At 46.1% G+C, this 26,524-nt stretch carries 24 protein-coding genes; 16 read left to right on the plus strand and 8 right to left on the minus strand.

The window, feature by feature from the left end; translation table 11 throughout:
- The first annotated feature begins 152 nt into the window (after nucleotides 1-152).
- Both alaS and IE181_RS11370 read left to right on the plus strand, forming a co-directional pair.
- Nucleotides 153-2,798 carry an alanine--tRNA ligase gene (alaS, locus tag IE181_RS11365; protein ID WP_191253044.1) on the plus strand — a complete coding sequence of 882 codons (2,646 nt, stop codon included), beginning with the start codon at nucleotides 153-155 and terminating at the stop codon, nucleotides 2,796-2,798.
- Nucleotides 2,799-2,936: 138 nt separating this feature from the next.
- Nucleotides 2,937-4,187, plus strand: coding sequence for a cyclic nucleotide-gated ion channel (locus IE181_RS11370; RefSeq protein WP_191253046.1), 1,251 nt, complete (start codon nucleotides 2,937-2,939; stop codon nucleotides 4,185-4,187).
- 80 nt (nucleotides 4,188-4,267) lie between these two features.
- Here the strand turns inward: IE181_RS11370 and IE181_RS11375 are convergent, their stop codons facing one another.
- Nucleotides 4,268-5,479, minus strand: coding sequence for an NADP-dependent isocitrate dehydrogenase (locus tag IE181_RS11375; protein ID WP_191253048.1), 1,212 nt, complete (start codon nucleotides 5,477-5,479; stop codon nucleotides 4,268-4,270).
- 147 nt (nucleotides 5,480-5,626) lie between these two features.
- Complete coding sequence (locus IE181_RS11380; protein WP_229819377.1) at nucleotides 5,627-6,217, minus strand: LOG family protein; 591 nt, start codon at nucleotides 6,215-6,217, stop codon at nucleotides 5,627-5,629.
- A 177-nt stretch (nucleotides 6,218-6,394) separates the two neighbouring features.
- Here IE181_RS11380 and IE181_RS11385 point away from each other — a divergent pair, with 177 nt between their 5' ends.
- Nucleotides 6,395-7,351 carry a LysM peptidoglycan-binding domain-containing protein gene (locus IE181_RS11385; protein ID WP_191253049.1) on the plus strand — a complete coding sequence of 319 codons (957 nt, stop codon included), beginning with the start codon at nucleotides 6,395-6,397 and terminating at the stop codon, nucleotides 7,349-7,351.
- A 31-nt stretch (nucleotides 7,352-7,382) separates the two neighbouring features.
- On the opposite strand, the gene IE181_RS11390 is transcribed toward IE181_RS11385, so the two are convergent.
- Entirely contained in the window at nucleotides 7,383-7,805 is a 423-nt protein-coding gene (locus IE181_RS11390) for a hypothetical protein (RefSeq protein ID WP_191253051.1), read from the minus strand.
- Nucleotides 7,806-8,034: 229 nt separating this feature from the next.
- Between IE181_RS11390 and IE181_RS11395 the strand changes: the two genes are divergently transcribed.
- From IE181_RS11395 to IE181_RS11405, 3 genes are all read left to right on the plus strand, one after another.
- A complete protein-coding gene (locus IE181_RS11395; RefSeq protein ID WP_191254222.1) occupies nucleotides 8,035-8,703 on the plus strand; it encodes a phosphatidylserine decarboxylase in 669 nt (222 codons plus the stop codon).
- A gap of 26 nt (nucleotides 8,704-8,729) precedes the next feature.
- Nucleotides 8,730-9,500, plus strand: coding sequence for a CDP-diacylglycerol--serine O-phosphatidyltransferase (gene pssA / locus IE181_RS11400; RefSeq protein ID WP_191253053.1), 771 nt, complete (start codon nucleotides 8,730-8,732; stop codon nucleotides 9,498-9,500).
- Nucleotides 9,501-9,605: 105 nt separating this feature from the next.
- Entirely contained in the window at nucleotides 9,606-10,439 is an 834-nt protein-coding gene (locus IE181_RS11405; protein WP_191253055.1) for an SPOR domain-containing protein, read from the plus strand.
- Nucleotides 10,440-10,817: 378 nt separating this feature from the next.
- Here the strand turns inward: IE181_RS11405 and IE181_RS11410 are convergent, their stop codons facing one another.
- Nucleotides 10,818-11,009, minus strand: a complete 192-nt coding sequence (locus IE181_RS11410) for a hypothetical protein (RefSeq protein ID WP_191253057.1) — start codon at nucleotides 11,007-11,009, stop codon at nucleotides 10,818-10,820.
- Between the two features lie 179 nt (nucleotides 11,010-11,188).
- On the opposite strand from IE181_RS11410, the gene IE181_RS11415 reads away from it, so the two are divergent.
- The 5 genes from IE181_RS11415 to IE181_RS11435 all read left to right on the plus strand — a co-directional run bounded on the left by IE181_RS11415 (nucleotide 11,189) and on the right by IE181_RS11435 (nucleotide 16,604).
- Nucleotides 11,189-12,355 carry a Ppx/GppA phosphatase family protein gene (locus tag IE181_RS11415; protein ID WP_191253059.1) on the plus strand — a complete coding sequence of 389 codons (1,167 nt, stop codon included), beginning with the start codon at nucleotides 11,189-11,191 and terminating at the stop codon, nucleotides 12,353-12,355.
- A 5-nt stretch (nucleotides 12,356-12,360) separates the two neighbouring features.
- Nucleotides 12,361-13,068 (plus strand): RlmE family RNA methyltransferase, encoded by a 708-nt coding sequence (locus tag IE181_RS11420; protein WP_191253061.1) that lies wholly within the window; start codon nucleotides 12,361-12,363, stop codon nucleotides 13,066-13,068.
- A 150-nt stretch (nucleotides 13,069-13,218) separates the two neighbouring features.
- Nucleotides 13,219-14,691 carry an IMP dehydrogenase gene (gene guaB, locus IE181_RS11425; protein WP_191253063.1) on the plus strand — a complete coding sequence of 491 codons (1,473 nt, stop codon included), beginning with the start codon at nucleotides 13,219-13,221 and terminating at the stop codon, nucleotides 14,689-14,691.
- Nucleotides 14,691-16,034 carry an RsmB/NOP family class I SAM-dependent RNA methyltransferase gene (locus IE181_RS11430; protein ID WP_191253065.1) on the plus strand — a complete coding sequence of 448 codons (1,344 nt, stop codon included), beginning with the start codon at nucleotides 14,691-14,693 and terminating at the stop codon, nucleotides 16,032-16,034. The genes guaB and IE181_RS11430 overlap by 1 nt, the downstream gene beginning before the upstream one ends.
- A 60-nt stretch (nucleotides 16,035-16,094) precedes the next feature.
- A complete protein-coding gene (locus IE181_RS11435; protein ID WP_191253067.1) occupies nucleotides 16,095-16,604 on the plus strand; it encodes a tetratricopeptide repeat protein in 510 nt (169 codons plus the stop codon).
- 52 nt (nucleotides 16,605-16,656) lie between these two features.
- On the opposite strand, the gene trmFO is transcribed toward IE181_RS11435, so the two are convergent.
- Nucleotides 16,657-18,000 carry a methylenetetrahydrofolate--tRNA-(uracil(54)-C(5))-methyltransferase (FADH(2)-oxidizing) TrmFO gene (gene trmFO, locus IE181_RS11440; RefSeq protein ID WP_191253069.1) on the minus strand — a complete coding sequence of 448 codons (1,344 nt, stop codon included), beginning with the start codon at nucleotides 17,998-18,000 and terminating at the stop codon, nucleotides 16,657-16,659.
- Nucleotides 18,001-18,104: 104 nt separating this feature from the next.
- Between trmFO and IE181_RS11445 the strand changes: the two genes are divergently transcribed.
- Together IE181_RS11445 and IE181_RS11450 are read left to right on the plus strand one after the other, a co-directional pair.
- The gene (locus tag IE181_RS11445) at nucleotides 18,105-19,256 is read left to right on the plus strand and encodes a hypothetical protein (protein WP_191253071.1); all 1,152 of its coding nucleotides are present in this window, start codon (nucleotides 18,105-18,107) and stop codon (nucleotides 19,254-19,256) included.
- Between the two features lie 21 nt (nucleotides 19,257-19,277).
- Nucleotides 19,278-19,817, plus strand: coding sequence for a DUF924 family protein (locus IE181_RS11450; RefSeq protein WP_191253073.1), 540 nt, complete (start codon nucleotides 19,278-19,280; stop codon nucleotides 19,815-19,817).
- Between the two features lie 14 nt (nucleotides 19,818-19,831).
- Here the strand turns inward: IE181_RS11450 and uvrA are convergent, their stop codons facing one another.
- Complete coding sequence (gene uvrA, locus IE181_RS11455; RefSeq protein WP_191253075.1) at nucleotides 19,832-22,690, minus strand: excinuclease ABC subunit UvrA; 2,859 nt, start codon at nucleotides 22,688-22,690, stop codon at nucleotides 19,832-19,834.
- Between the two features lie 153 nt (nucleotides 22,691-22,843).
- Here uvrA and IE181_RS14785 point away from each other — a divergent pair, with 153 nt between their 5' ends.
- On the plus strand, nucleotides 22,844-23,236 hold the full coding sequence (locus tag IE181_RS14785) for a GFA family protein (RefSeq protein WP_191253077.1): 393 nt from the start codon (nucleotides 22,844-22,846) through the stop codon (nucleotides 23,234-23,236).
- 10 nt (nucleotides 23,237-23,246) lie between these two features.
- On the opposite strand, the gene IE181_RS11465 is transcribed toward IE181_RS14785, so the two are convergent.
- Complete coding sequence (locus tag IE181_RS11465) at nucleotides 23,247-23,765, minus strand: hypothetical protein (protein ID WP_191253079.1); 519 nt, start codon at nucleotides 23,763-23,765, stop codon at nucleotides 23,247-23,249.
- Between the two features lie 210 nt (nucleotides 23,766-23,975).
- On the opposite strand from IE181_RS11465, the gene ssb reads away from it, so the two are divergent.
- Nucleotides 23,976-24,467 carry a single-stranded DNA-binding protein gene (ssb, locus tag IE181_RS11470; protein ID WP_191253081.1) on the plus strand — a complete coding sequence of 164 codons (492 nt, stop codon included), beginning with the start codon at nucleotides 23,976-23,978 and terminating at the stop codon, nucleotides 24,465-24,467.
- Between the two features lie 121 nt (nucleotides 24,468-24,588).
- The gene (locus IE181_RS11475; protein WP_191253083.1) at nucleotides 24,589-25,413 is read left to right on the plus strand and encodes a patatin-like phospholipase family protein; all 825 of its coding nucleotides are present in this window, start codon (nucleotides 24,589-24,591) and stop codon (nucleotides 25,411-25,413) included.
- Here the strand turns inward: IE181_RS11475 and IE181_RS11480 are convergent.
- Nucleotides 25,388-26,521, minus strand: coding sequence for an acyl-CoA dehydrogenase family protein (locus IE181_RS11480; RefSeq protein ID WP_191253085.1), 1,134 nt, complete (start codon nucleotides 26,519-26,521; stop codon nucleotides 25,388-25,390). The genes IE181_RS11475 and IE181_RS11480 overlap by 26 nt on opposite strands.
- Between the last annotated feature and the right edge of the window lie 3 nt (nucleotides 26,522-26,524).

Consider the following 26,524-nt stretch of genomic DNA (forward strand, 5'->3'; position numbering starts at 1 on the left):
CAAAAGGACGACACGTGTCGTCCTTTTTCTGTTTTCTATCCTGAATACTGTGCTGCTACTGGACAGAAACCATATGGCCGAGTACAAGAACGTAAAATTGCGTATGTATAATGCGTTCAGACATAAGTTTAATTTAGATTGAGGGTAATCCCATGCAAGGGGCTAATGATATCCGTAAGGCGTTTTTGGACTATTTCGGGAAAAATGGACACGAAATTGTGTCGTCTTCCCCATTGGTTCCAGACAATGACCCAACATTGATGTTTGTAAATGCCGGAATGGTGCCGTTTAAAAACCTGTTTACAGGTACAGAGACACGTGATTACACGCGTGCAACATCTTCACAGAAGTGTGTGCGTGCTGGTGGTAAGCATAATGATCTGGATAATGTTGGCTATACTGCGCGGCACCATACATTCTTTGAAATGCTGGGGAACTTCTCTTTCGGCGATTATTTTAAAGAAGAAGCTATTTCGCATGCATGGAACCTGATCACAGGTGATTTTGGTATAAACCCAGATAAGCTAACGGTAACCGTCTATCATGAAGATGATGTTGCCTTTGATTTTTGGAAAAAGATCGCTGGCTTTTCTGATGACCGTATCATTCGCATTGCGACCAACGATAACTTCTGGTCCATGGGTGACACAGGCCCTTGCGGCCCATGTTCTGAAATTTTCTACGATCATGGCGATCATATTTGGGGTGGCCCTCCTGGCTCCCCTGAAGAAGACGGAGACAGGTTTGTAGAAATCTGGAATTTGGTCTTCATGCAATATGAGCAATTGGCAGGTGGGGAACGTATCGACTTACCAAAACCTAGTATCGACACAGGTATGGGGCTCGAACGTATTGCCGCAGTGTTGCAGGGGACACACGATAACTACGAAATCGACACCTTCAAGCGTATTATTGCGGCGTCCGTTGAGGTGACTGGCGCAGCAGAAACAGAAGCAACACGCGCTTCACACCGTGTCATTGCTGACCATTTGCGGGCTTGCAGCTTTCTGATTGCGGATGGAGTTTTACCGTCTAATGAAGGCCGTGGCTATGTGGTGCGCCGTATCATGCGCCGTGCAATGCGTCATGCGCATCTTCTCGGCGCTAAAGATCTGGTCATGGACAAGCTTACACCAACACTTATTTCTGAGATGGGTCAGGCGTTTCCTGAATTGCCAAGAGCGCAGAAACTGATTGAAGAAACTTTCAGGTTAGAAGAAAGCCGCTTCAGGCAGATGCTCGATAAAGGGCTGCGGTTACTTGATGATGAAGTAAGTAACCTTTCAGGAGATACGCTTCCTGGTGATGTTGCCTTTAAGCTCTATGACACGTACGGCTTCCCGCTTGACTTAACCCAGGATGCCCTGCGTGACAAAAACATGTCAGTGGACGTTGCCGGCTTCAATCAATCGATGGAAGAACAGCGTGCCAAGGCACGTGCAGCCTGGTCTGGCTCTGGTGATACAGCTACAGAAAAAGTATGGTTTGATATCGAAGATGAATTCGGTGCAACTGATTTCCTTGGGTATGCATCAGGTCAATCTGAAGGGGTTATTAACGCGCTAGTAAAAGACGGCAAGCGTGTTGACGTCGCATCAAAAGGGGATGATGTATTAATCGTGACCAATCAAACCCCGTTTTATGGTGAATCTGGTGGCCAAATGGGTGATACGGGCACGATATCCACACAAAATAGTCACGTGGCTGTTCAGGATACCTTGAAAATGGTCGGCAGTCTTCATGTACACCGGTCAACTATTACCGAAGGGCAAGTAAAAGTTGGGGATGCGGTTGATTTGAAAATTAACGCAGACCGGCGTCAAAAATTACGTGCTAATCACTCGGCAACCCATGTCCTTCATGAGGTAATGCGCCGAAATCTAGGCGAGCATATTACACAAAAAGGGTCTTTGGTTGCACCTGACAGACTCCGTTTTGATGTATCACACCCAAAGGCAATTTCCGCGGAAGAACTAAAAATCATTGAACGTGAGGTAAATGCGCTCGTTCGACAAAATGGTGAGGTTTCAACACGCCTTTTGACTTATGATGATGCTATTGACGCTGGTGCTATGGCTTTGTTTGGAGAAAAATACGGCGATGAGGTTCGTGTTGTCTCCATGGGGGGCGACACAGGTTCAAAGAAAAGCGGGTATTCCGTTGAACTATGCGGTGGAACGCATGTTTCTCAACTAGGAGAGATCGGTCTCTTCACTATCGTTTCTGAAAGTGCCGTATCTGCAGGCGTACGCAGGGTAGAAGCCCTTACTGGTGCCGCTGCACATGATCATCTTCTGCAGCAACAAGATTTACTGAAAGAGGCGGCATCTACGCTTAAAACTAAGCCTGAAGATATTCAGGAACGCTTGAGTGCTTTGTTGCAAGAACGCAAAACTCTGGAGCGTGAGTTAACAGATGCCCGCAAAAAGGCAGCCATGGGAGGCAGCACTTCCAGCGGCCCTGCGATCAAGGAAATCAATGGCATAAAATTCATCGGACAGGTCCTGGATGGTGTAAGTCCCAAAGATTTGCGCGGGATTGCCGATGATGCGAAAAAGACCATAGGTTCAGGTGTGGTGGCACTGATCGCGGTGAATGACGGTAAAGCAGGCCTGCTGGTCGGCGTAACCGATGACCTGAAGGATACCGTTAATGCAGTAGACCTTGTTCGCGTCGGTGCAGAGGCTGTTGGCGGCAAAGGTGGTGGTGGTCGCCCGGATATGGCGCAAGCTGGTGGTCCAGACGGCGCCAAAGCCACGGAAGCACTTCTAGCCATCGAAAATGCCATTGCTGCATAGTATCTAAACCACTGTAGAATACTCATCAAAGCTCTGAGGTCCATCCTCGGAGCTTTTTACTTTTCTATATCGCTCATTGCCATTGTGCTTTTAAATACTTACTGTTTCACAAAGAATAACTGCCAAGAAGCATTTCATATGAGCTTACAGCAAGTCGACAAGACCCTTTCTCTGAAAGATATTCGCAGAAAAACCTATGACTTCCTTGAGATGGGTAGTTTTGCCGGCCCTGTTGCAGGCCTCTTTGAGTGGTTCATGGTGTTTCTGATCCTAAGCAATATCGTTGTTGTTGCGCTCGAAAGCGTGCCTCATATATGGGAAGCACATGAGCAAACTTTTTGGTATTTTGAAGTCTTTTCCGTCACTGTTTTCAGCGCTGACTATTTAGTTCGTCTTTGGTCCTGTGTAGAGCGTGAGGCACTTGTCGCTGATCAGAACTGGAAGAGCAGGGTTAAATATATTTTCACGCCGATGGCGATCGTTGACCTCGCTGCAATCCTGCCGTTTTTCCTATGGACGCTCTTTACGGCTGACTTACGTTTTCTTCGTGTGTTCAGGCTTTTACGTTTACTGAAGCTTGTTCGCTACTCGCCTGGTGTTTTATCCCTCGTTCGTGTTGTGTATGCAGAACGCCGTGCATTGGTGGCGGCGCTCATCATTATGGTGGGGCTTTTGTTTTTTTCCGCGTCCCTGATGCATTATATTGAAGGGGAGGCGCAGCCAAACGAGTTTGGAAGCATACCATCCTCACTTTGGTTTTCACTAGCCACTCTGACCACAATTGGATACGGGGATGTCGTGCCGGTAACTACTGCGGGTAAAATAGTGGGCGGTCTGTTTATGATTTTCGGGTTGGCTTTTTACGCAATCCCTATTGGTATCATTGCATCCGGCTTTTCAAATGAAGTTCACCGTAAAGAATTTGTAGTCTCTCGCAGTGTGATTTTGGCAACTGGTCTGTTCCACAAATTACCGCCTACTCAAATGCACGAACTGGGCGTTCGTATGCGAACGATGGAAAGCTCGGTCGGGACAGTTCTGGCCCATAGGCAGGATGAAGCAAATGGTTTGTTTATTCTGATATCAGGACAAGCAACAGCCTATTTTCATCAAAGGTCAATTCCCCTGCAGCCAGGAGACTTTTTCGGGGAAGTAGGATTTTTAAGTGATGCCGGCCGTCAGGCAACTGTAGTGTCCCGGACCAAATGCAAGGTGCTTTGGTTGGAAAGCCCAGACCTGCATCTGTTTTTATCAATGAACGCTGATATTGGTGAACAGCTCATGGAAAGCGCCCGTGTTCGTATTCTGGAAATGGTTGATGGGGGTCACCTTAGCTCTGATGAAAGTCAGGAACTCTTGACTGTGCTGGACGCTAAATTAAGCCGATGATCGGCTGTCCTATTTAATTTTGACCATAAAAAAGGCCCCTAAATGCATAGGGGTCTTTTTGTTTTACTATTTTAAAAAGCTTACATCTTAGCTTTAAGATTTTCATCAATCTTGTCAAAGAATTGACCCGTAGTCATCCAGCTTTGGTTCGGACCAATAAGAAGTGCAAGGTCTTTGGTCATGTTGCCGCTTTCAACAGTCTCAATACAAACCTTCTCGATCAGCTCACCGAACTTTGTAACTTCAGGGGTGCCGTCCATCTTACCGCGGAATTTCAGACCACGGCTCCATGCGAAAATAGAGGCGATCGGGTTAGTTGAAGTCTCTTTACCTTCCTGGTGCTGGCGGTAGTGACGCGTAACCGTACCGTGTGCAGCTTCTGCTTCCACAGTTTTTCCGTCTGGCGTCATCAAAACAGATGTCATCAAGCCAAGCGAACCAAAGCCCTGGGCAACGGTGTCTGACTGAACATCACCGTCATAGTTTTTACAAGCCCAGATAAAGGCACCAGACCATTTCATAGCACATGCAACCATGTCATCAATCAGACGGTGCTCGTACGAAATACCAAGTTCTTTGAACTTTTCTTCAAACTCTGTCTCAAACACTTCCATGAACAGATCTTTGAAACGACCGTCATAGGCTTTCAGGATAGTGTTTTTGGTTGACAGATACACTGGCCATTTACGGTCCAAGCCGTAGTTCATACATGCACGGGCGAAGTCCTTGATGCTTTCATCGAGGTTATACATACCCATAGCAACGCCAGCATCCGGGAAGTCATAGATATCTTTTTCAATAACTTCACCGCCATCTTCTGGCGTGAACTTCATGGTAAGCTTACCCTTACCAGGAACAAGGAAGTCCGTCGCACGATACTGATCACCAAATGCGTGACGGCCAATTACGATCGGCTGTGTCCAACCCGGCACAAGGCGCGGTACGTTTTGCATGATGATTGGCTCACGGAAAACAGTACCGCCCAAAATATTACGGATTGTACCGTTCGGGCTGCGCCACATTTTCTTAAGGCCGAATTCCTCAACGCGCTGCTCATCAGGTGTAATGGTTGCACACTTTACACCGACGCCGTGCTCTTTGATGGCATTTGCTGAATCAATCGTAATCTGATCATTTGTCTCATCACGTTTCTGGATAGACAAATCATAGTACAGCAGTTCCACGTCCAAGTAGGGTTGAATAAGACGCTCACGGATCCATTGCCAGATGATGCGTGTCATTTCATCGCCATCTATTTCGACGATAGGATTTTTGACCTTAATTTTGCTCATTTGTTCCTCAATAGTTGTACCCTGAACAGGTAATGGATGAAAACCGGTCGGTTGGCCGACTCGTTAAGTTGGCCGCACACTATCACCAGTTTTCACGTTATTGAAGGGACAAAAGACAAAAAAGATGTTCTGTTATGGTTACTATAGTCAAAAAAGGTGACTTTTTGTCTTATCGTCTGACCTGGCAAGGCAATCCAGCAGGTCAAATGTCTCTTCTACAGTAGTTGTGACCTTGAATAAGTCTCTAACTGAAGGGTTTGCAAATCCCTTTTCAATTACACTTTCAACCAGTGTTAAGAAAGGTGTCCAGTATTCATCAATATTTAGGATTATAATAGGCTTTGAATGTAAGGACAGCTGGGCCCATGTAATAATCTCAAACGTTTCATCAAGTGTTCCCAGACCACCGGGCAACACTATGAAGGCATCAGATTTATCAAACATAAGCTTTTTGCGTTCATGCATGTTTTCAGTAATAACCGTTTCAGCCAGACCGGACTGGGTTATTTCAACAGCATCCAGATGATCAGGGATAATGCCGTATACGTCCCCACCGCTCGCAGTGACTGCCCTGGCGATGATTCCCATTAAACCAATACTGCCAGCACCGTATACTAAATTTTGCTGACGTTCTCCCATGCCTGAGCCAAGTGCCTTTGCTGCATCGGCATAAACTTCGCTAGTGCCGACGCGAGAACCACAATACACACAAATATTTTTAATCTTTGCAACTGACACAGTGTTTCCTTTTGTTGTTGCCACAGTATTGACAAGTTTTTCGAAAATTATCTTTAATTATACGGGCTGAATGTTAAACAAGTAAGACTGTTTACCCTAAGATGGTGTCCTGATTTGAGAGTACGTAATTTTTTCCTGTTTGAAAGCTTAAAAGCATTTTTGTTGCGGGCTCTTATTGTGTCTGCTTCATTGGCTGTTGTGTCGTGCGGAGACTCATCCTCAGAGCAATCATCAAGTGATACACAAACCACGCAAAGTGACACAGCCAGTTCTGAATCTCCTGCAGATTATGTGAAACCCGCATTTGACCTTGTACGAATATCACGGGGTGGAACGGGGGTTGTCGCTGGAAGGATGGCACCAGGTGCCAAAGTACAGCTACTAGCCAATGGAACAGTTAGAGGCGAAGTCATTGCGGACGAGAACGGCGAGTGGGTTATTATCCTTGAAGAGCCGCTAGCTTCAGGATCTGTTGAATTAAATCTGATTGCAACACTAGATGATAGCGATACGCCTTATGAAGCGGAAGACGTCGTTGTAGTTTCTGTCCCAGAACGCGACGATACACGCTTCATGGAAACTGTTGATAATGGTGTGGTGGCAGTTCTTTCGTCAAAGTCAGGAGAGGGCGGCAGTACCATCTTGCAAAAACCAGGGGCTGCTGCCTTTGCCGAGGTTGGGGAAAGCCTCTTTGTCGACACTATTGATTACGGGGCAGGGAATGCGCCGGTAATTTCTGGTCGGTCACTGCCGCGGGTTGATGTGCGTGTTTACCTTGATGGTCACTTTGTTGGCAGCCACCGGGCAGACGATGAGGGTCGGTGGTCGGTCATAATGGAAGGCCAATCAATTCCAGCAGGTGAGCATACTTTAAGAGTTGATCAAACCATAAGGGAAGGTCAGGTTCAACTTAGGATAGAACAACCCTTTATTACAGGCGAAGCAATTGATGTATCGCTCGCCGAAAGCGGTGTCATCGTACAACCCGGAAATACTCTGTGGCAAATTGCACGCCAACTGTATGGTCGCGGCGTGCGTTACACACTGATATTTAAGGAAAACAGTGAAAAGATCATTGACCCGGACTTAATCTATCCTGGACAGCTTTTCACCTTGCCGAGCAACGAATCTTAACTTCAATTCACATTTCTGCATACTGTATAAGCTATGTAGGTAAATCTGATGGTGACTTCAGGTGTGCTTTTAAGCCGCGTAAGTGCGTCTCAGCTTCTAGCAATATCAAAGTCATCGCGCTGATTAATTCTTTGCCAGACATTTTCTTCTGTGTCGCCGTGACACTGTGAAAATATACCGTACCGTCTCGCTCTATGGAATATGTTCCATCAATGCCGCGATTGGTCGAATAGACTTTTTCTATGGCAAGGGAACGCTGCAACGAATCTTCAATCGTAAAATAAAGTGCCCCAAGCTTTGCGCTCAACCGAACTACACCTGTGCCATCGGGCGCACTTGATGTCACGGCGTGAAACTTTATACCTTCCCAGACAAAATCAAGTTCTTCTATCTGGGAGTCTTGCACAAGCTCTAAATGACTATGTGCCTGTTCTATAGTTTTAGAAAGTTTCATATGACCTCGGGCGAAAACGTTATGAACTGCACTATGGCAACTGAGCTATTAACCAGTCGTTAAAATGTACAGATGTTTTGTGAAAACTCTATCTGAATAATACAACCGTTCTAGTCTAATTAATCTCGTTAATCACAAGCGGGACTTGACGTAGCCTATGGAAAAAGTCAGTGTGTCGAAAAAATTTACCTGCTATAATGCTGGTTTGGTCGAGTTTCGGGATAAAAGAATGAATTCCTTTGATGTTATAAAAACACCTATTCACAAAGAAGGGCATGTTTTCATCGCTCTTTTCTTTGTAATTTCTATAATTATTTGGGCTATTTTCGGCCCTGTTGCGGGAATTTGTGGGTTGATAGTATCAGCCTGGTGTATGTATTTTTTCAGAGACCCTGAGCGCGTTATCCCGGATGATAAAAATATTCTCGTCAGTCCCGCTGACGGTACGGTCTGTGCCATCGTTAAAGCTGTGCCGCCTGCAGAATTAAATATGGGCGATGAAGAACGTATCCGTATATCGATTTTCCTTTCTGTCTTTAATGTACATGTGAATCGTGTACCAGCAAAAGGGACGATAACAGGTTTATCGTACGTGCACGGAAAGTTTCTAGATGCAGCTGCAACTGAGGCTTCTGAAGAAAATGAACGTCAGTTAGTCCGCATGACAACCGAAGACGGGGCTGATATTGCTTTTGCCCAGGTTGCAGGACTGGTTGCACGCCGAATCATTTGCAACCTCAAAGAAGGGCAGGAAGTCGATCGCGGCGATAGATTTGGTCTGATACGTTTTGGTAGTCGGACTGACATTTATCTGGACAAAAGTCAGGAAGCTGCTGTTAAGATAGGTCAATTGATGATCGGCGGCGAAACGGTAATCGCACGTAAATCTGCAAAATAAATTTCTGACATTCAGGTGCCTATTCGATGAGCAACAATAAACGCAAGCCGTTACTTCAAGGGTTTTCTATCCGGACTGTGTTGCCAAATGTGGTAACAATGATGGCCTTTGTTGCCGGTTTGACGGCTATAAAGTATGCTCTTTCTGATAGGTGGGAAATGGCTGTCACTGCGATTATCCTTGCGGGCATTCTGGATGGACTGGATGGTACCGTTGCTCGCCTTTTGAAAAGTACGAGCAAATTCGGCGCGGAACTGGATTCCCTCTCTGATGTAGTAGCATTCGGCGTTGCCCCTGCCGTCATCCTTTATTTGTGGGGGCTTCAGTCTCTTGACCGTATTGGATGGGCCGTTTCTCTCATCTATGCTATCGCAATGGCTTTAAGACTGGCGCGCTTTAATGCCAGAATGGAAGACGAGGATGAACCGCGTAGACGTCTCGGCTTTCTGACAGGTGTACCAGCACCGATGGGGGCAGGGCTGTTACTTGCACCTCTGATGCTGGAATTTATACTGGGCAAAGGGCAGATTTCGAACTTTGGACTGATTGTTTCAGGGTATGCGATATTTATTGCGATTTTAATGGTCTCTACTTTCCCGACCATTAGCATGAAGGCCTTTCGCGTTAAGAAAGACCTGTTTGTACCCTTTATGTTGGTAATCGGTGCAATACTTGCTGGCCTGTTTGCAAAACCATGGATTGTTTTACTTTCCATTGGTGCTTTATATCTTGTGTCTATTCCCCTTAGTCTTGTCTCCTATAAAAAGAGAAAGCAGCAAGTAGACGCAAGACGGTAATTTCATCCCCCCTCCCTTGATTACTTTTTGTTGGCATTTCATTTGCATTCATTACACTTCATGTAGTGAATGCGCCAGAACAGCACCTGAAAGAAGGAAAAGCCAATGATACTTTGGAATTTCAACAAGAAGTTTTTGCTAAAGTCGGCAGTATCTTCCCTGTTATTAATAGGGCTGGCGGGCTGTTCAACCATTCATAAGCTAACGGAACCAGACGATGATCGTCTTTATATTCCTAGCGGTCCTCAACCTGTTGCATATCAACCTGTTCCTTCTGGACAGCAAGGTACCCCTCAAGTCGCTCCAAGCACACAATACCAAGCACCCGCAATACCGGCACAAATGACTAGCCGAGAAGAAAAGAACAAATTTACACAACTAGAAGAGGCTTTACGCGTACTTGGTATAGAAGTCAGAAATACAGCCAATAGGTTAGAGGAAACACGTGCATCCGTCCCAAATTCAGATCAGATGAATGCACAAGGAGCCTCAATTGCACGCCTTCAATCAGCCTTGGAAAACGTAAACATAACGTTGGAAAACTTTGAAGAACGTATTGCAAAATTAGAACAGCATGCTCTTGAAATTGATGCAGCAGAACGCCTGAATGCATCCGCCAAGGCAGATGCAGCTAAACGTGCAGAAATGCGGGCTATTCAAGAGAAATTTTCAATTCATGTTGCATCTTATCGTGCCCGTGCTCAGGCTCAAGCCGGTTGGGATATACTCAGAAATGCACTTTCGCCTATATTAGATGCCAAAAATGCACGCGTGGCAGAAGACAATCAAAGCGGTGTTGGCAGCGTTTTGCGATTGCTGGTTGGCCCTTATGATAGTCTCGATGAAGCTGCGAGAGCGTGCGCCGAGATCAAGAACAGAGCATCTGATCAATATTGTGAAGCAACGCAATATATGGGCAATGCGTTATCTAACAATTGATCAATTTTTGCTGCATGATTCGTCTGTAAGTAAATCTTATCTGCGGCAAATCATAGATGTGTAAAAAGCCATCACACCGTCACTGGAATATCACCAAACAAAAACTGACTTAGTTAAAATAGACTAAAGCCTTTCGATTACACGCAAAAACTGTATCAAAATTGATACACTTTGATTAGAAGTTCTTATTTAATCATTTAATTTCATTGCAGTACTTGACAAGAGGGGGGCTTTTTAATGAAAGTCATTGTGTCTTCTGAAGATATTAATGTGAACTGGGGAGATCGCATTAAATATGGCGCCGCTTCAACGCTGGCTGCCTCATCTTCGGAAGGCCCGAGTATACTCTGGGGGGCTAACTCGGTAATAAGGCGCAGTCTAACGTATTTCGTTGGCTGCGCCTTTTGCTTGATAGCAGTGAAGATGCGCTACCATTGAACTATTTGTGTGTTTTTTCCGATAGTCTTTCAAGAAGGTAAGTATTTCAGAAAACGCTTCCTGAAATGCAGCCAGCCCCAAAGCGCCCAAGCCGATAAATGCTAACAAAATAAAAAGATGATAGATCGTCATGTCTTTTACCTTCCACTATGTTCTTGTAATGTTCTTATTGTAATTAATCGCTTCAGTCAAGAACAAAAAAAGAACATTATGCAGTAAACGATTTCTTGAATTGCCAAGCCTCTATGTCTGATGGTAAGAATAGTATCAAGTGAGCAGGCTATTCCTGCGGTAAAAATAATGAGAATAATATGTCAGTGTTTGAAGGCGAGCTTAAGGAGCAGTCTCCATCTCGACAGAATGACCTTTCTGAAAGAAAGAGACGTTCTGATGAGAACATCATTAAGTCAGAAAAACGATATCCTGCACCTAAAGCTGGTGTGGGACCGGCTCCAATTAAATATCCCGGCAATAAAGCTGTCTACAGTGCCATTGATCTCGGCACCAACAATTGTAGGTTGCTGGTTGCAAAACCCGTAAGGCAGGGTTTCCGTGTTATCGATGCTTACAGTAGAATTGTTCGGTTAGGCGAGGGCATTGCAACGTCCGGTCGTCTTTCCAATGAAGCAATGGACCGTTCTATTGAAGCCCTGAAAGTTTGCGCGGATAAAATAGCACACCGCAATGTCACCTGTATGCGCCATGTCGCAACAGAAGCTTGTCGCATTGCAGACAACTCCGATGAATTTGTTGAGCGTGTCAAAAGTGAAGCCGGCCTGAATATAGACATTATCTCTGCTGCTGAAGAAGCCAGACTTGCTGTGATGGGATGTCAGTCGCTAATTGCCCCTGGCAATAAACATGCACTTGTATTTGATATTGGTGGCGGTAGTACCGAGCTGATTTATGTAAAAGTCTTACCCGGACGCAGAACTGAAATACTGGGCTGGATGTCGATACCCTGGGGTGTTGTAAATTTAACAGAGACATTCCAGTCACACGAATCTACGCTGGATCCTGCTATTTATCACGAAATGATAAACGAAGTTGATCACCATCTGATCGGTTTCGAAACTGCATATAACATCTCAGATGTTGTAAGGCGTAAGCAAATCCAGTTTCTTGGAACGTCAGGAACTGTTACAACACTTGCAAGTCTTCAACTTAAATTACCACGCTATATTCGAAGCCGTGTTGACGGCGCATGGATGGATAGTGAACGTATTAAAGAGTTATCCCGTAAAGTATCACTCATGAGCTATCAAGAGCGTATAGATCAACCCTGTATTGGTAAAGAACGCGCTGATTTGGTCATAGCTGGTTGTGCTATCTTAGAGGCTATCCTCAATCGTTGGCACGTATCAAGCCTACGGGTAGCTGACCGGGGCATACGGGAAGGCATCCTACGAGGTCTTATGCAAGTCGACATGCCACCCAGAACACGACAGTTTCGTGGTTCACGGCAAACAAAAAGGTAGTTTCCATGGCTAAAGGCTGGAATAGACAATCTGAAACACGCAGCAGAACCAGAGGGGCAAAAGTCAAGGTAAAGACCGCCCGTGGACGTAAAAATTCATCTACACGCTGGCTTCAACGTCAACTTAATGACCCGTATGTTGCTGAGGCACAGCGTCTCGGATATCGGTCACGTGCTGCCTTCAAGTTAAAAGAACTTAACGAAAGATTTGGCTTCCTTAAGGGCGCTAATCGTGTTGTTGATTTGGGATGTGCACCAGGTGGCTGGCTACAGGTGCTGATGGAAACTGTCAAACCTAATACTCAAGTTCTCGGCATTGACTTACAGGAAGTAGAGCCAGTACAGGGTGCCAAAATTTGGGTGATGGATTTTTTGTCAGCTGATGCAGAGCAACGTTTAATGAATGAACTTGATGGCCCTGCAGATGTAGTTTTGTCTGATATGGCTAATTCTGCTACGGGACATAAAGAAACAGATCATATTCGCACAATGGCTCTTTGCGAGGCTGCGTTAGATTTTGCACTGAAAGTCCTGGCCAAAGACGGCTCGTTTGTTGCCAAAGTAATCCAGGGTGGATCCGACTCAGAACTGATGAACAGAATGAAGACGCATTTCAAGACTGTGAAACATGCTAAACCGCCATCAAGTCGTCAGGATAGTAAGGAATGGTTTGTCGTGGCGCAGGGATTTAAGGGTCTAAAATCCGAAAACTGATTTTTTTGACCTTTCTCCATAAAACTCATTGTTTTTTCATACAGTCCACGGTATGCAACGGCGAACATCTTGAGCGTGGCACCAGGTGACCCAGGTTTAAATCTTGTTCGTTAGCGGATCCATGCTCCTTGATTCTAGATAGGAATGATAATGGATATTCGCACCGGCCTGACTTTTGATGATGTTCTCCTCGTACCTGCTGCAACTGACTTTATGCCTGCGCAGGTAGACGTAACCACGAAGCTTACCAAAGAAATCACTCTGAATATGCCGCTTTTGTCCGCTGCCATGGACACAGTTACAGAAGCTGGCATGGCCATCGGCATGGCACAGGCAGGCGGTGTTGGCGTTCTTCACCGCAATGTTACAGAGGAAGAGCAGGCGGAGATGGTTCGCCGCGTCAAAAAGTTTGAATCAGGTATGGTCGTTAATCCGGTTACTATGTATCCGGACCAGACACTTGCAGATGCGATGGAGCTGATGACACGGTTCAAGATATCCGGCATTCCTGTTGTTGAACGCGGCACAGACGTAGGCCCACAAAAGCTTGTTGGTATTCTAACCCATAGGGATGTGCGTTTTGCTGATAATATGCAGCAACCCGTTGCAGAGTTGATGACCAAGGAAGTAGTGACTGTTCGAGAGGGCAAAGCATCTGAAGAAGATGCTAAAAGACTATTTCACCAGCATAGAATTGAAAAATTGATCGTCGTTGATGATGCTAACCGCTGCGTGGGCCTGATAACTGTCAAAGACATGGAAAAAGCGGTTGCAAACCCACATGCCTGTAAAGACAGCAAAGGCAGACTGCGTGTTGCGGCGGCTACTACCGTTGGAGATAAAGGTTTTATCCGGGCAGAAGCGCTTGTAGATGCCGAAGTCGACTTGCTGGTACTGGACACTGCACACGGCCATAACTCAACCGTTATTGAACAAGTAAAACGCTTCAAGAAAAACTGGGGCCATGTTCAGTTGGTAGCGGGTAACGTAGCAACTGCAGAAGCAGCCAAAGCACTTATCGACGCTGGTGCTGACTGCATCAAAGTTGGCATTGGACCTGGTTCCATTTGTACTACACGCATCGTTGCCGGTGTTGGCGTACCGCAGCTAACGGCAGTCAATGACGTTGCCAATGAAGCACAGAAACAAGGCATCCCGTGTATTGCAGATGGTGGTCTGCGTACATCGGGTGATATTGCCAAAGCAATCGCTGCGGGTGCCAGTGCCTGTATGGTTGGCTCTCTCCTCGCTGGGACGGAAGAAGCACCGGGCGAGGTCTTCCTGTATCAGGGCAGATCATACAAAGCCTATCGCGGCATGGGTTCAGTTGGCGCAATGGCGCGCGGCTCAGCGGACAGATATTTCCAGGCGGACGTTAAAGACAGCCTGAAGCTTGTTCCAGAGGGTGTAGAAGGGCAGGTACCTTATAAAGGACCAGCCAGTGCTGTTCTGCATCAGCTTGTTGGTGGTCTACGCGCAAGTATGGGATATACAGGTAATTCGACGATCGAAGATATGCGCAAGAACTGTAAGTTTGTACAGATTACAAATAGCGGCCTGACTGAAAGTCATGTTCACGATGTTTCGATCACACGTGAATCTCCAAATTACCCAAGCAAGTAATGACACCTGACGCGCGACTACAGGCAGTCATCGAACTTTTGGATCAAATTCTGGCCGGGGCACAATCAAATGGTGCGCCGGCCGATAAAATAGTGGCATCCTACTTTCGCCAAAGGCGCTATGCGGGATCAAAAGACCGTCGTGCTGTAAATGAAATAGTTTATAAAATTATCCGCGACTTTGAACGTCATCGATACCTGCTGGAAGTAAACCCATCCATGCAAGTAAATGTTTCAGGTCGATCGTTATTGTTAGCGCACTTTATAATCTCAGAAGCGTCTCTGCCACAATTTGATGTGGGTGATACATTTACGCCTGCACCTTGGTCAGCAGAAGAAACCATCTGGTATGAGAATACCAGAGAGCTATATGCTGATTTTGCTGTTCCTGAAGATATAGCTCTCAACGTACCAGAATGGGCAGCAGAGGGCATGCACGCACGCTTTTCAGTAGCCTTTGCCAATGAAGCAAGCGCCCTGAACACCAAAGCCCCGTTATGTCTGCGTGTCAATACCCTTAAAGCAGACATGGAAGATATGTTACCTTGCCTTAATAAAAACGAGGAAGTCTTTGTTAAATCTAATATTTCTGGGCTTTGCATTTCAGCAGATACAGCTATAAATCTGGAAGGATGCAAGCCTTATAAAATAGGTCAGATAGAAGTACAGGATGAAGCTGCACAAATAGCCAGTTTGCTGGTTTATGCAGAAGCTGGTCACCAGATTGTAGATTTGTGCGCTGGAGCAGGCGGAAAAACACTTGCAGTGGCTGCCGATATGAATAATCAGGGTCAAATTTACTGTTTTGATACCCATAAAAGCAGATTGGCTGGGTTATCAAAGCGTGCCAAACGTGCAGGTGTGCACTGTATTCAGCAAAAAGTAATCCCGGAAGATCAACAGACACGTCAACACATGCTTGCGCCTTATACCCAAAAGATGGACCGGGTTATCCTGGATGTGCCGTGCTCTGGGACAGGAACTTGGCGTCGTAGTCCCGACCTTCGTATGCGCTTCGATGGTAAACGCCTTGATGATATATTGGAACTTCAACAACAACTACTTAGGGAAGGCGCTGAACTAGTCAAACCGGGCGGTCGTCTGATTTATATGACATGCTCTCTGCTTCCCTCTGAGAATGAAAAACAGATACACCGATTTACCGAACAGGCAAATTCGAAGTTTAGCCTGATCGATTATCGGGATGTCTGGAATGCAAAACAGCACCTAAAGGTAATGCCACAAACACTTAGCAATATTCCAGAAGCACTCTGTCTAAGTCCAGGAACTCACAATACAGATGGTTTTTTCGTCTGCATACTTGAACGTTCTACCGAAAAATAGCACAGTAGTCACAAGAGTTAGCCTACAATAAGCTATGATCTGTCAAAGCAAGAGGGAAGTATGCGTTTCTTATCTACAGTAATCGTATCTGCGATGTTATCTACAGCAGCAACAACTGCTGTCATCAGCCAACAAACGAGCGAGAAGTACCAATCGATTTCCCAGCATCTAGTTGCCGAAGCCAATGCTGTTCTGGATTCTGAAGCAGCGGAAGCTCGCAGTCTGTATGAACGTGCTTTAACTGCTGACCCATCAAACATTCAGGCAATGATCGGTATAGCCAGAACGTATGAAAAAGTTGGTCGCATTGGTAGCAGCCTAAAATATTACAGGAAAGCACTGGAACTTGATCCAAATGACCGGACAGCACTTACGGAACAGGCTTTGGCTTTCTTGCTAAAAGACATGCCAGAAAAGGCAGACGATAATCGTCTGAAGCTTAGCCAGCTATGTCCTAATGGGTGCGCTGCCTTGGAAAAGACGGAGACAGCAATTGAAGCCTACCGTTTTGATCAAGAAAAAGAAGCTAATGAGACTAAAGAAGCAACAACTTCTGATAACGCTACATAATTTATTCTGGCTACGTCAGGCAAAGCATGACCTTGCATGACGCCAATTAAGATTATAAATCCAGCTTTTCTTTCCATGCAGCAAGATCTGTAAGTGCACGGGCGCTTTTAGCAGGCTTGCGGTCTTTCTTCTTCATACGCCCTTCAATAGGCGGGAATAGACCGAAGTTAACATTCATAGGCTGGAAGGTTTTTGCGTCAGCCCCCCCGGTGATATGATGAATAAGCGCGCCAAAGGCAGTTGTGACTGGTGGGGCGACAGGTATCTGGCCCTTGCGCTCAAGCGCCGTAAACAGTCCAGCCATCAATCCCATTGCTGCACTTTCAACATAGCCTTCGACCCCTGTAATCTGACCCGCGAAACGTAAGCGTGGATCAGCTTTCATCCGCATCAAATCATCTAGCACCAGTGGACTATTGATGAATGTATTGCGGTGCAATCCGCCCAGACGTGCAAAACGCGCGTTTTCCAGGCCTGGTATTTTCTTAAAAATACGGGTCTGTTCTCCGTAAGTCAGCTTAGTCTGGAAACCGACCATATTGTAGAGTGTTCCAAATTTATTGTCTTGACGTAATTGAACAACGGCATAGGACTGCTCGTTAGTGTGAGGACTTTGAAGGCCTACAGGCTTCATAGGACCAAACCGTAAAGTCTCGGGTCCACGCTCTGCCATAACTTCAATGGGCATACAGCCTTCAAAATAAGGGGTATCTTTTTCCCACTGTTTAAAGTCTGCTTTTTCACCGGTGTTCAGATCGTGAATAAATTCTTCATACTGCTCTTTATTCATGGGAAGATTGATATAATCCGCACCGTCCCCTTTATCATAGCGACTTTGATACCAGGCAGTTTCAAAGTCGATGCTGTCTTTGTAGACAATTGGTGCAATCGCATCAAAGAAGGCCAGACCATCTTCGCCACATAACTCAAGAACAGCTTCAGATAAGGCGGGTGACGTCAAAGGACCGGTGGCGACAATAACTTTATCCCACTCTTTCGGTGGTAGCCCATCAATTTCACCACGCTCAATCGTTATTAAGGGATGATTTTCAAGCGTTTCTGTCACTGTCTTGGAAAAATCATCACGGTCAACGGCAAGGGCAGAACCAGCAGGGACCTTGGTCTTTGCTGCAGCATCCATGATTAAGGAGTTCATGCGCCTCATTTCTTCATGCAACAAGCCAACAGCATTATTTTCAGTATCATCCGACCTGAATGAATTTGAACATACAAGTTCGGCCAAACCCTCTGTATGATGAGCATCAGTTTTACGAACAGGGCGCATCTCGTGCAAAATGACAGGCACGCCTGCATTTGCAATCTGCCAAGCCGCTTCTGAGCCTGCAAGGCCACCTCCAATTACGTGTATCGGTTTGTAGGATGTAGTATCTGACATTTTATTGCCCTTTTGCTCTAATTTGGTCCGCTTGTACTCTTAATACGCATCCAAGTTAAGAGAAAAAGGATGCATTTATCGCACGTCTATTTATGCTGCTCCGTATGAACCAAACCGCTGCGCATATACTGGACTTACTGACAGAATGGCCCAATCGCCGGATGGGTAGTTCGGCTGAAGAAGAAGCGCGTGAAGCACTTTCTGCTGAATTAGCGGGCGAGCCTGGCATCTTTATGACAGAAGAAGGCTTCAGAGCCCCTGTCAGTTCGTTACAAACATCTGTGATATTGACATTCCTACAGTGTATCATTCTGCTGTTTGCGCCAGCATATCCTTTTCTGGCAGCTATAACATCCATGATGCTGTTTCTGAGCTGGATGCGAAGTATAGACAATCAAAAAGCCCCCTTTACATGGCTTCTGGGAAGACAATTTACAGCGAATTTAACCGCATCCAAAGGGAAGGGGAGTAATCTTGTTTTGGTTATTTCTAACCTGGAACCAAGACGTATACAGTGGCATCCACATTGGCTAACGAGATTCACGCAGCATCATATGATGATGTTCATCGTTCTACTGGGATTGATGCCGTCACTTGTCTCCTGGTTGTTGTTTATGGATGTGTATATCCCAGCGGTGCTTGTTTGGCTGTTAACTGCCGCTTTACTTATCGTGTTGGGGTACACTGTATATAGTGTAACTGTTGCCAGCAGTGCATCCAAGCAAGCAGATATGAGCATTGCAGGTGCGGTGGCTATCGTCCGCCGTCTGTGGCGCGATATGCCAGATGATACGGAAGTACGTCTACTTATATCAACCGGCCGGTCATCCGGCTTTTTAGGAACCCAGCACTATCTGGATCAACACCGTGAGGAATTTGAGGGGCGATCTGTCTATGTTCTGAACGTTGATATGCTTAAGGGGAATAGCGTTGCTTTCAGTAGGACATACGGGAGCTTATCCCCCGTGCACGAAAATGGCATCATGGTTCAGACTGCATCACTTCTGGCAGGGAACAAGCTCTTCCCCAAGATTCAGGCATGCACAAAACTAGGATACAGTTTTGATAGTATCTGGTTCACAAGGGCAGGTATGACCTCTGTCACCATCACCAGCGGTTACTTGAACGCAAATGCGGCACCTCCGTCAACTTCAGAGGAAAAGCTTGAAACAGTAAGTATCCTCATTGAATATGGAGAGGCCGTCGTTAGGTCGGCCCTTACCTTACAGTCAGCGAAAGAACGTTCTCATGACTGACGTTGAGTGGATATACATAGAATGCGCTATACAGACATATTAACATTTTGGTTTCATGAGTTGACCCCACAAGATTGGTGGACCAAGTCGAAGGACCTTGATGCCCATATCACACGCAGATTTCAGACTATCTATACCCTGGCTGCCAAGGGCGAATGTGGACACTGGCGGTCCAGCATAAAAGGGCGATTGGCAGAAATACTTGTTCTTGATCAGTTTCCTCGTAATATGTTCAGAGATTCGGCAAAAGCTTTTGAAACAGACATAGCCGCATTAATTCTGGCGCAGGAAGCCGTTAAAGATCAGAACTATGGGCTACTCTCTCCCAATGAGAAAATATTCCTGCAGATGCCTTTTATGCACAGCGAAAGCAAAGCCATCCATGAAGAAGCGGTCCGGCTTTTTAGTCAGCCGGGCATGGAAACAAACCTGGATTATGAATATCGCCATAAGGCAATAATTGACAGATTTGGTCGGTATCCACACCGCAATGCTCTACTTGGGCGCAAAAGCACACCGGATGAAATTGAATTCCTGAAAGCGCCCGGCAGCAGTTTTTAATAACCAAAAGTCAGTTATGCCTTGGCCTTTTCCAGTATAGGGACCAAATATCGCCCTGTATAACTTCCTGCAGTTTTAGCGACGTCCTCAGGCGTACCTGTTGCGATGATTTCACCGCCGCCGTCACCGCCCTCAGGTCCCATGTCTATGATCCAGTCAGCGACCTTAATAACCTCAAGGTTATGTTCGATAATAACAACAGTATTGCCCTGATCCACTAATTGCTGGAGCACTTCCATAAGCTTTTTAATGTCTTCAAAGTGCAGCCCTGTTGTTGGCTCATCTAGGATATAAAGAGTTTTACCTGTAGAACGCTTTGACAATTCTTTTGCCAGCTTAACACGCTGCGCCTCACCACCGGATAATGTCGTTGCCTGCTGGCCAATGCGAATATAGCTCAGTCCAACCCTGTCCAGCATCTCAAGCTTGTTACGAATGGCTGGTACGGCTTTAAAAAACTCAACGCCGTCTTCCACTGTCATATCAAGAACGTCAGAGATAGACTTATCTTTAAACCGTATCTCCAAAGTCTCGCGGTTATAGCGTTTACCTTTACACTGATCACACTGAACATAGACATCTGGCAGGAAGTGCATTTCAATTTTAATAACGCCGTCCCCCTTACAGGCTTCGCAGCGCCCACCCTTTACATTAAAGGAAAAACGACCAGGTTTATAACCTCGTGCCTGTGCTTCTGGAAGCCCTGCAAACCAATCACGAATTGGGCCGAAAGCCCCGGTGTATGTTGCCGGGTTCGAGCGCGGTGTACGACCTATTGGACTTTGGTCAATATCAACGATTTTATCAATATGTTCCAGCCCTTCGACTGTGTCATGGTCGCCAGGGATAACCCGGCTACCGTGCAGTGCTTTCATAGAAGCTTTGTACAGCGTCTCAATCGTAAAAGTGGACTTTCCTGACCCTGATACACCGGTAATACATGTCATTGTGCCCAAGGGAATTGCCCCCGTCACGTCCTTAAGGTTATTTGCACGTGCGCCACTGATCGTCAGAAATTTACCCTTGTGACCAGGTCTGCGTTGTTCAGGAATAGGGACGGAACGGACACCAGATAAATATTGCCCTGTCAGACTGTCCGGGGATGCCATAATAACGTCTGGCGTACCTTCGGCAACGATTTGTCCACCGTGCTCCCCGGCGCCAGGGCCCATATCAATTACATAATCGGCGGTCAGAATAGCGTCTTCATCATGCTCAACAACCAGCACAGTATTTCCTAGGTTTCGTAGGTTCTTGAGGGTTTCCAATAATCTGTCGTTATCGCGTTGATGAAGTCCGATCGAAGGTTCATCCAGCACATATAAAACACCCGCCAAACCAGAACCGATTTGAGATGCCAGGCGAATACGCTGACTTTCACCACCAGATAAAGTACCAGAGGATCTGGAAAGGGACAGGTAATCCAAACCGACATTTACAAGGAAACCAAGTCGCTCCTGCAGCTCTTTCAAGATTTTTTCTGCAATTGCATTCTGCTGAGCCGTCAACTTACTGGGCAAATCAACAAACCAGTCATGGGCTTTCTTAACCGATAAATCAGTAATGTTACCGATATTACAGGTGTTGATTTTCACAGCCAGGGCTTCCGGTTTCAAGCGTGCACCATTACAAGTAGAGCAGGTGGTTGACGCCTGATACTTTCCAAGCTCTTCCCGCATCCAGTTGCTATCTGTCTCCCGCCAGCGTCGTTCAATATTATGAATCACGCCCTCAAAAGGTTTATTGACTTCGAACCGTCTTTTCCCGTCCTGATAAATGATGGTTACTGGTTTTGATCCTGTACCCCATAGAAATGCTTTCTGTGCCTCGCTTGGCAAGTCTTTCCAGGGTTTCGTTAGGTCTGCACCGTATTTCTCGGCAACAGCACTTAGGGCCTGGAAATAAAATGGGGAAGGATTTTGTGCCTTATTTGACCAGGGAGCCAATGCCCCTTCTTTAACGGACTTACTATGGTCAGGAACGACAAGTTCAGGGTCAAAATAAAGCTTGTTTCCCAACCCATCACAGTCTGGGCATGCCCCAAAGGGATTGTTAAATGAAAACAGCCTTGGTTCAATTTCTTCGATTGTGAAACCAGACTCAGGGCAGGCAAATTTAGCTGACAGGAGCATTCTATCTGGTGTTTCGTCACCCTTTGCCGCGGTCTCAACTACCACCAAACCGTCTGAGAGCTCGAGGGCTGTTTCAACACTTTCAGCCAAACGCTGTGATAACCCATCTTTCAGGACAAGTCTGTCTACAACCACATCAATGTCATGCTTAAATTTTTTATCAAGGGTAGGGGCTTCATCAATCAGATAGTATTCACCGTCTACCTTGACGCGCTGGAAGCCGCGTTTCTGCAGTTCTTTAAATTCTTTTTTATATTCACCCTTGCGGCCACGAACGATAGGAGCCAGAAGATACAAACGCGACCCGTCTTCCAGGTCAAGAATGCGGTCAACCATTTGGCTCACAGTCTGACTTTCGATAGGAAGTCCAGTGGCAGGAGAATAGGGCACACCAATACGTGCCCATAGTAAGCGCATATAGTCGTATATTTCCGTGACAGTCCCTACTGTTGAACGTGGGTTCTTACTGGTCGTTTTCTGTTCTATTGAAATTGCCGGTGATAGGCCCTCGATATGTTCAACATCCGGTTTCTGCATCAATTCCAGAAACTGGCGCGCATACGCAGAAAGACTTTCAACATATCTGCGCTGTCCTTCTGCATAAATGGTATCAAATGCCAGCGAAGATTTACCACTACCGGAAAGCCCCGTAATAACGATTAGCTTATCACGCGGTATATCCACATTAACTGACTTGAGATTATGCTCTTTTGCGCCGCGAACAGAAATTTCGGTTAACATATGTGACCTTTAATCTAAATACTTTACTGAGTTGAAGTGGACCTGCTTCCCTAGAGAGTCAAGCCTACACTGGCTCTTTAATTATTAGCCTTGACATTAAACTGTGAATGCGAACAAATAAAGAACAATTATTAATTTTCTAAGGAATTTCCTGTGGTCCGTGAAGGTGGTTGTTTGTGCGGAAAAGTCCGCTTTGTTATTGATCTGGAGAATGCAGAAACTAGCAATTGCCATTGTCGCGATTGCCAGAAGTTTCATGGTGCACCTTGTGGTACATATACGTCAGTGAACCGTAATCAGTTTACATGGCTTCAGCGCCCCAAAGGTCAATTCATGGCAAGCCCCAAGGCCACACGAAGGTTCTGCCTAGAATGCGGGACCTCTTTAACGTGGGAAGGGCGTGATTATCCAGAACGCATCAGCATCGCAACATGCACCCTGGATGACATGTCAGACATACACATTTCTTATGAGATATTTACCCGGTCACGTATGAATGACATACCAGCGATAGAATCAGCAGAACAGTTTAAAGAGGAAGGCTAAACCTAGGTAATTACTTACGTTTATATATGCCATTAAACCAAACGTCCCACATATTGGTTTGACGATTATACTGCTCCATAAACTGGCGAACACTACCGTCTTCCAGAAGGGTCCATGTACCGCGGAATTGCTCGGTCTGGTTATTTTGGTAATACCAAATGGTGCCCTCCAGAACCATACTGCCGTCTTTTAACCCTCCATCAAAATCAATAGAGTATGCCCCCGCAGAAATCCATAATTGCCGCCATTTACCGGATTCTGGATTATAAAAATTTAAACTGCGTCCCGTTCCACCAGTCGCACTGGTCCATGTTTCCAGCAGGGCACAGTTATTCTCAATAGATACGATTGTATTTTCACCGGCAACTTTGCCTGTTGATGCATCTGTCACTTCCCAGTCACCAAGCCAGAAATCAAAATCGTGGAATGGCGGTGCATCACAGATATTATCAGCAGTAGCCTGCGCGTGAGTAGGCATAGAAACTACCCCAGCAATTAGTGTGAATATGAATATGAATTTCTTTTTCATCAGTAATCTCCCACCACCAAATCCATCAAAGCACAGAAAACCACACAGACTACATTAGCACAGGTGTGAAAAGCGCGCATATGGGCAAAAAGATTATCCGAGTTTCTGAAAGTTACTCTAGGTTTTTGACGTTCATTTTTGTACAGTCGCGCAAATGTCGTGATTCTTTACGAAGTCTAAAAAATATATTCTAACATCAAGGGGGCACTAATGGCCGGTAGCGTAAACAAAGTTATTCTCGTGGGTAATCTTGGGCGTGACCCAGAAATCCGCACCATGCAAAACGGATCAAAGGTAGTGAACCTGAGCATCGCAACAAGTGAAAGCTGGCGTGACCGCAACACGGGCGAACGTCGTGACAAAACGGAATGGCACCGTGTTGTTATATTCAACGAGAACCTTGCCAAAGTTGCTGAAAACTATCTCCGCAAAGGCTCTAAAGTCTATGTCGAAGGGCAACTTCAGACACGCAAATGGACCGACCAGTCCGGTCAGGAAAAATACTCAACTGAAGTCGTTCTCCAGAATTACCGTGGTGAACTGACCATGCTTGATGGCCGCAACGAAGGCGGTGCAGGCCAGGGTGGCGGCTATGCTGGTGGCGATGACTATGGTCAGAGTTTTGGCGGTGGAAATCAAGGCGGCGGTCAGTCAAATCCTCCAATGGGTGGTGGCGATCTGGACGACGAGATCCCATTCTAAAGACTGTCATCTATTCAACATGCATAAAGGGTCACATCGTGGCCCTTTTTTGTTTGCTCACTTTACATCAGAAAGATGCTCCCCATATCCAATAGACCATCAACAAAGGAACTAATTCTCTATGGTAAAGGTTGGTCTGGCTCTTGGGGGCGGTGCGGGTCTTGGTTGGGCGCACATTGGTATTATTCGTCGTTTTGAAGATGCAGGGATACCCATTGATTATATTGCAGGCACAAGCATTGGATCAATCGTTGGTGCCGCTTACGCAGCCGGTAAGCTAGATGACCTTGAGCAGCTTGCACGTTCATTTACCTTCAAGGAAATGCTCCTGTGGTCGGAAATTGGGTTTAAATCATCAAGTGTTATTGGTGGCAGCAAAATTGAAGCGCAATTTCGAAGTTATTTCGCAGACAGTAAGATAGAAGACCTACAAAAACCGTTCGCAGCAATAGCTGCTGACCTCTATACAGGCGATGAAGTTGTTTTCGACAAAGGGGACGTTGTCACTGCGCTGCAAGCATCATCTGCAGTACCTGGCTTATTACCTGCAATTAAACATGGTGAAAAACTACTTGTAGACGGCGGGGTAGTTAATCCTGTTCCAGTGGATGCCACCCGACGCCTTGGCGCTGACTATGTAATTGCCGTTGATCTTCAAGGGGACTTTCAGGCGCGAGTCGAAAGAATGCATTTACAAAATGGCTCTAAGAAGCGTCCGTCTGCCGTGAAAGTAGCGCGGGCAGGGTTGTTTTTAGCTCTTTCCTCACTGGGCAAGGCGCGCATGAAGCTGGATTTGGCTGACCATATTATCACGCCTGCTATCGGACATATTGAGATCGCGGATTTTACGAAGGCCAATCAATTAATTGAGTTAGGCAAAAAGGCGGCAGATACCGCCCTTCCTGTCATTGAAAAGCACCTTAGCGTAAAAGTTCTCGCTGAATAACGATGCGCTGAATATCAGATGTGCCCTCATAAATCTGACAAACCCTGACATCTCTGTATATTTTTTCAACCGGATATTCGGACAAATACCCATAACCGCCAAGTGTCTGAATGGCGGCTGAGCATATTTCCTCGGCTGCCTCACTTGCATATAGTTTAGCCATGCACGCCTCTTTCAAACAGGGCTGGCCTGCATCTTTAAGGCCTGCTGCATGAAGAACCATTAATTCAGCAGCCTGTAGTTTGGTTGCCATATCAGCCAGACGGAAACCAACTGCCTGATGTTGTATAATGGGTCCACCAAAGGCTTCCCGCTCCTTGGCATATTCAAGGGCATAGTCATAGGCAGCACGCGCCATACCAACTGACTGAGCAGCAATACCAATCCTGCCTGTCTCCAAATTAGCAAGAGCAATACCGTAACCTTTGCCTTCTTCGCCTAACAAGCAGTCATCAGATACAAACATCTCCTCGAAGACTATCTGACAGGTGTCAGAAGATTTCTGGCCTAACTTATGTTCAACGCTTGCAACCCTGAAGCCCGGTGTATCCATAGGAACTACAAAAGCGCTGATACCGCGTTTGCCAGCTTCCGGATCAGTGACAGCAAACAAGATTGCAGTAGAGCCAACTTTACCAGAGGTTATGAACTGCTTAGTGCCGTTTATAACCCAGCCTCCCTCTGCACGGACAGCACGGGTTTTTAACATACCAGCGTCAGACCCCGCTTGCGGTTCGGTCAAACAGAATGCACCGATATGTTCTCCGCGCGCGAGCGGTTTTAAAAACCGTTCTTTCTGAGCATCCGTTCCATTTTGCATGATTGCAGCACCTACAGGCGCATTAGTAACACTCATCAATGTGGATAGGCCACCGTCACCGGCTGCAATTTCAATAAGCGCCAGAGCATATGAGACATAATCTGTCTCAGAACCATCCCACTGTTCTGGGATAGTCATGCCAAACAGGCCAAGTGAACCCATTTCTGCAAGGAAGTCATCTGGAATACAGCCAGCTTTTTCCCAACTGGCAGCATTTGGCAGGATACGGTCCCGCGCAAAGCTACGGGCCATATCCTGAATCATTTGTTGTTCTTCGGTCAATTTCATAAC

The organism is Kordiimonas sediminis, from assembly GCF_014656395.1.
GTDB classification, from domain to species: domain Bacteria; phylum Pseudomonadota; class Alphaproteobacteria; order Sphingomonadales; family Kordiimonadaceae; genus Kordiimonas_A; species Kordiimonas_A sediminis.

What these genes read in the sequence shown, in the direction of transcription:
- IE181_RS11415 (WP_191253059.1), top strand. Translation starts at nt 11,189, where the DNA reads ATGTCAGTGTTTGAAGGCGAGCTTAAGGAGCAGTCTCCATCTCGACAG.
- IE181_RS11420 (WP_191253061.1), top strand. Translation starts at nt 12,361, where the DNA reads ATGGCTAAAGGCTGGAATAGACAATCTGAAACACGCAGCAGAACCAGA.
- pssA (WP_191253053.1), top strand. Translation starts at nt 8,730, where the DNA reads ATGAGCAACAATAAACGCAAGCCGTTACTTCAAGGGTTTTCTATCCGG.
- IE181_RS11480 (WP_191253085.1), bottom strand. Translation starts at nt 26,521, where the DNA reads ATGAAATTGACCGAAGAACAACAAATGATTCAGGATATGGCCCGTAGC.
- IE181_RS11475 (WP_191253083.1), top strand. Translation starts at nt 24,589, where the DNA reads ATGGTAAAGGTTGGTCTGGCTCTTGGGGGCGGTGCGGGTCTTGGTTGG.
- IE181_RS11465 (WP_191253079.1), bottom strand. Translation starts at nt 23,765, where the DNA reads ATGAAAAAGAAATTCATATTCATATTCACACTAATTGCTGGGGTAGTT.
- IE181_RS11430 (WP_191253065.1), top strand. Translation starts at nt 14,691, where the DNA reads ATGACACCTGACGCGCGACTACAGGCAGTCATCGAACTTTTGGATCAA.
- guaB (WP_191253063.1), top strand. Translation starts at nt 13,219, where the DNA reads ATGGATATTCGCACCGGCCTGACTTTTGATGATGTTCTCCTCGTACCT.
- IE181_RS11395 (WP_191254222.1), top strand. Translation starts at nt 8,035, where the DNA reads ATGAATTCCTTTGATGTTATAAAAACACCTATTCACAAAGAAGGGCAT.
- trmFO (WP_191253069.1), bottom strand. Translation starts at nt 18,000, where the DNA reads ATGTCAGATACTACATCCTACAAACCGATACACGTAATTGGAGGTGGC.
- IE181_RS11405 (WP_191253055.1), top strand. Translation starts at nt 9,606, where the DNA reads ATGATACTTTGGAATTTCAACAAGAAGTTTTTGCTAAAGTCGGCAGTA.
- IE181_RS11435 (WP_191253067.1), top strand. Translation starts at nt 16,095, where the DNA reads ATGCGTTTCTTATCTACAGTAATCGTATCTGCGATGTTATCTACAGCA.
- IE181_RS11450 (WP_191253073.1), top strand. Translation starts at nt 19,278, where the DNA reads ATGCGCTATACAGACATATTAACATTTTGGTTTCATGAGTTGACCCCA.
- IE181_RS11445 (WP_191253071.1), top strand. Translation starts at nt 18,105, where the DNA reads ATGAACCAAACCGCTGCGCATATACTGGACTTACTGACAGAATGGCCC.
- uvrA (WP_191253075.1), bottom strand. Translation starts at nt 22,690, where the DNA reads ATGTTAACCGAAATTTCTGTTCGCGGCGCAAAAGAGCATAATCTCAAG.
- IE181_RS11410 (WP_191253057.1), bottom strand. Translation starts at nt 11,009, where the DNA reads ATGACGATCTATCATCTTTTTATTTTGTTAGCATTTATCGGCTTGGGC.
- ssb (WP_191253081.1), top strand. Translation starts at nt 23,976, where the DNA reads ATGGCCGGTAGCGTAAACAAAGTTATTCTCGTGGGTAATCTTGGGCGT.
- IE181_RS11375 (WP_191253048.1), bottom strand. Translation starts at nt 5,479, where the DNA reads ATGAGCAAAATTAAGGTCAAAAATCCTATCGTCGAAATAGATGGCGAT.
- alaS (WP_191253044.1), top strand. Translation starts at nt 153, where the DNA reads ATGCAAGGGGCTAATGATATCCGTAAGGCGTTTTTGGACTATTTCGGG.
- IE181_RS11390 (WP_191253051.1), bottom strand. Translation starts at nt 7,805, where the DNA reads ATGAAACTTTCTAAAACTATAGAACAGGCACATAGTCATTTAGAGCTT.
- IE181_RS11370 (WP_191253046.1), top strand. Translation starts at nt 2,937, where the DNA reads ATGAGCTTACAGCAAGTCGACAAGACCCTTTCTCTGAAAGATATTCGC.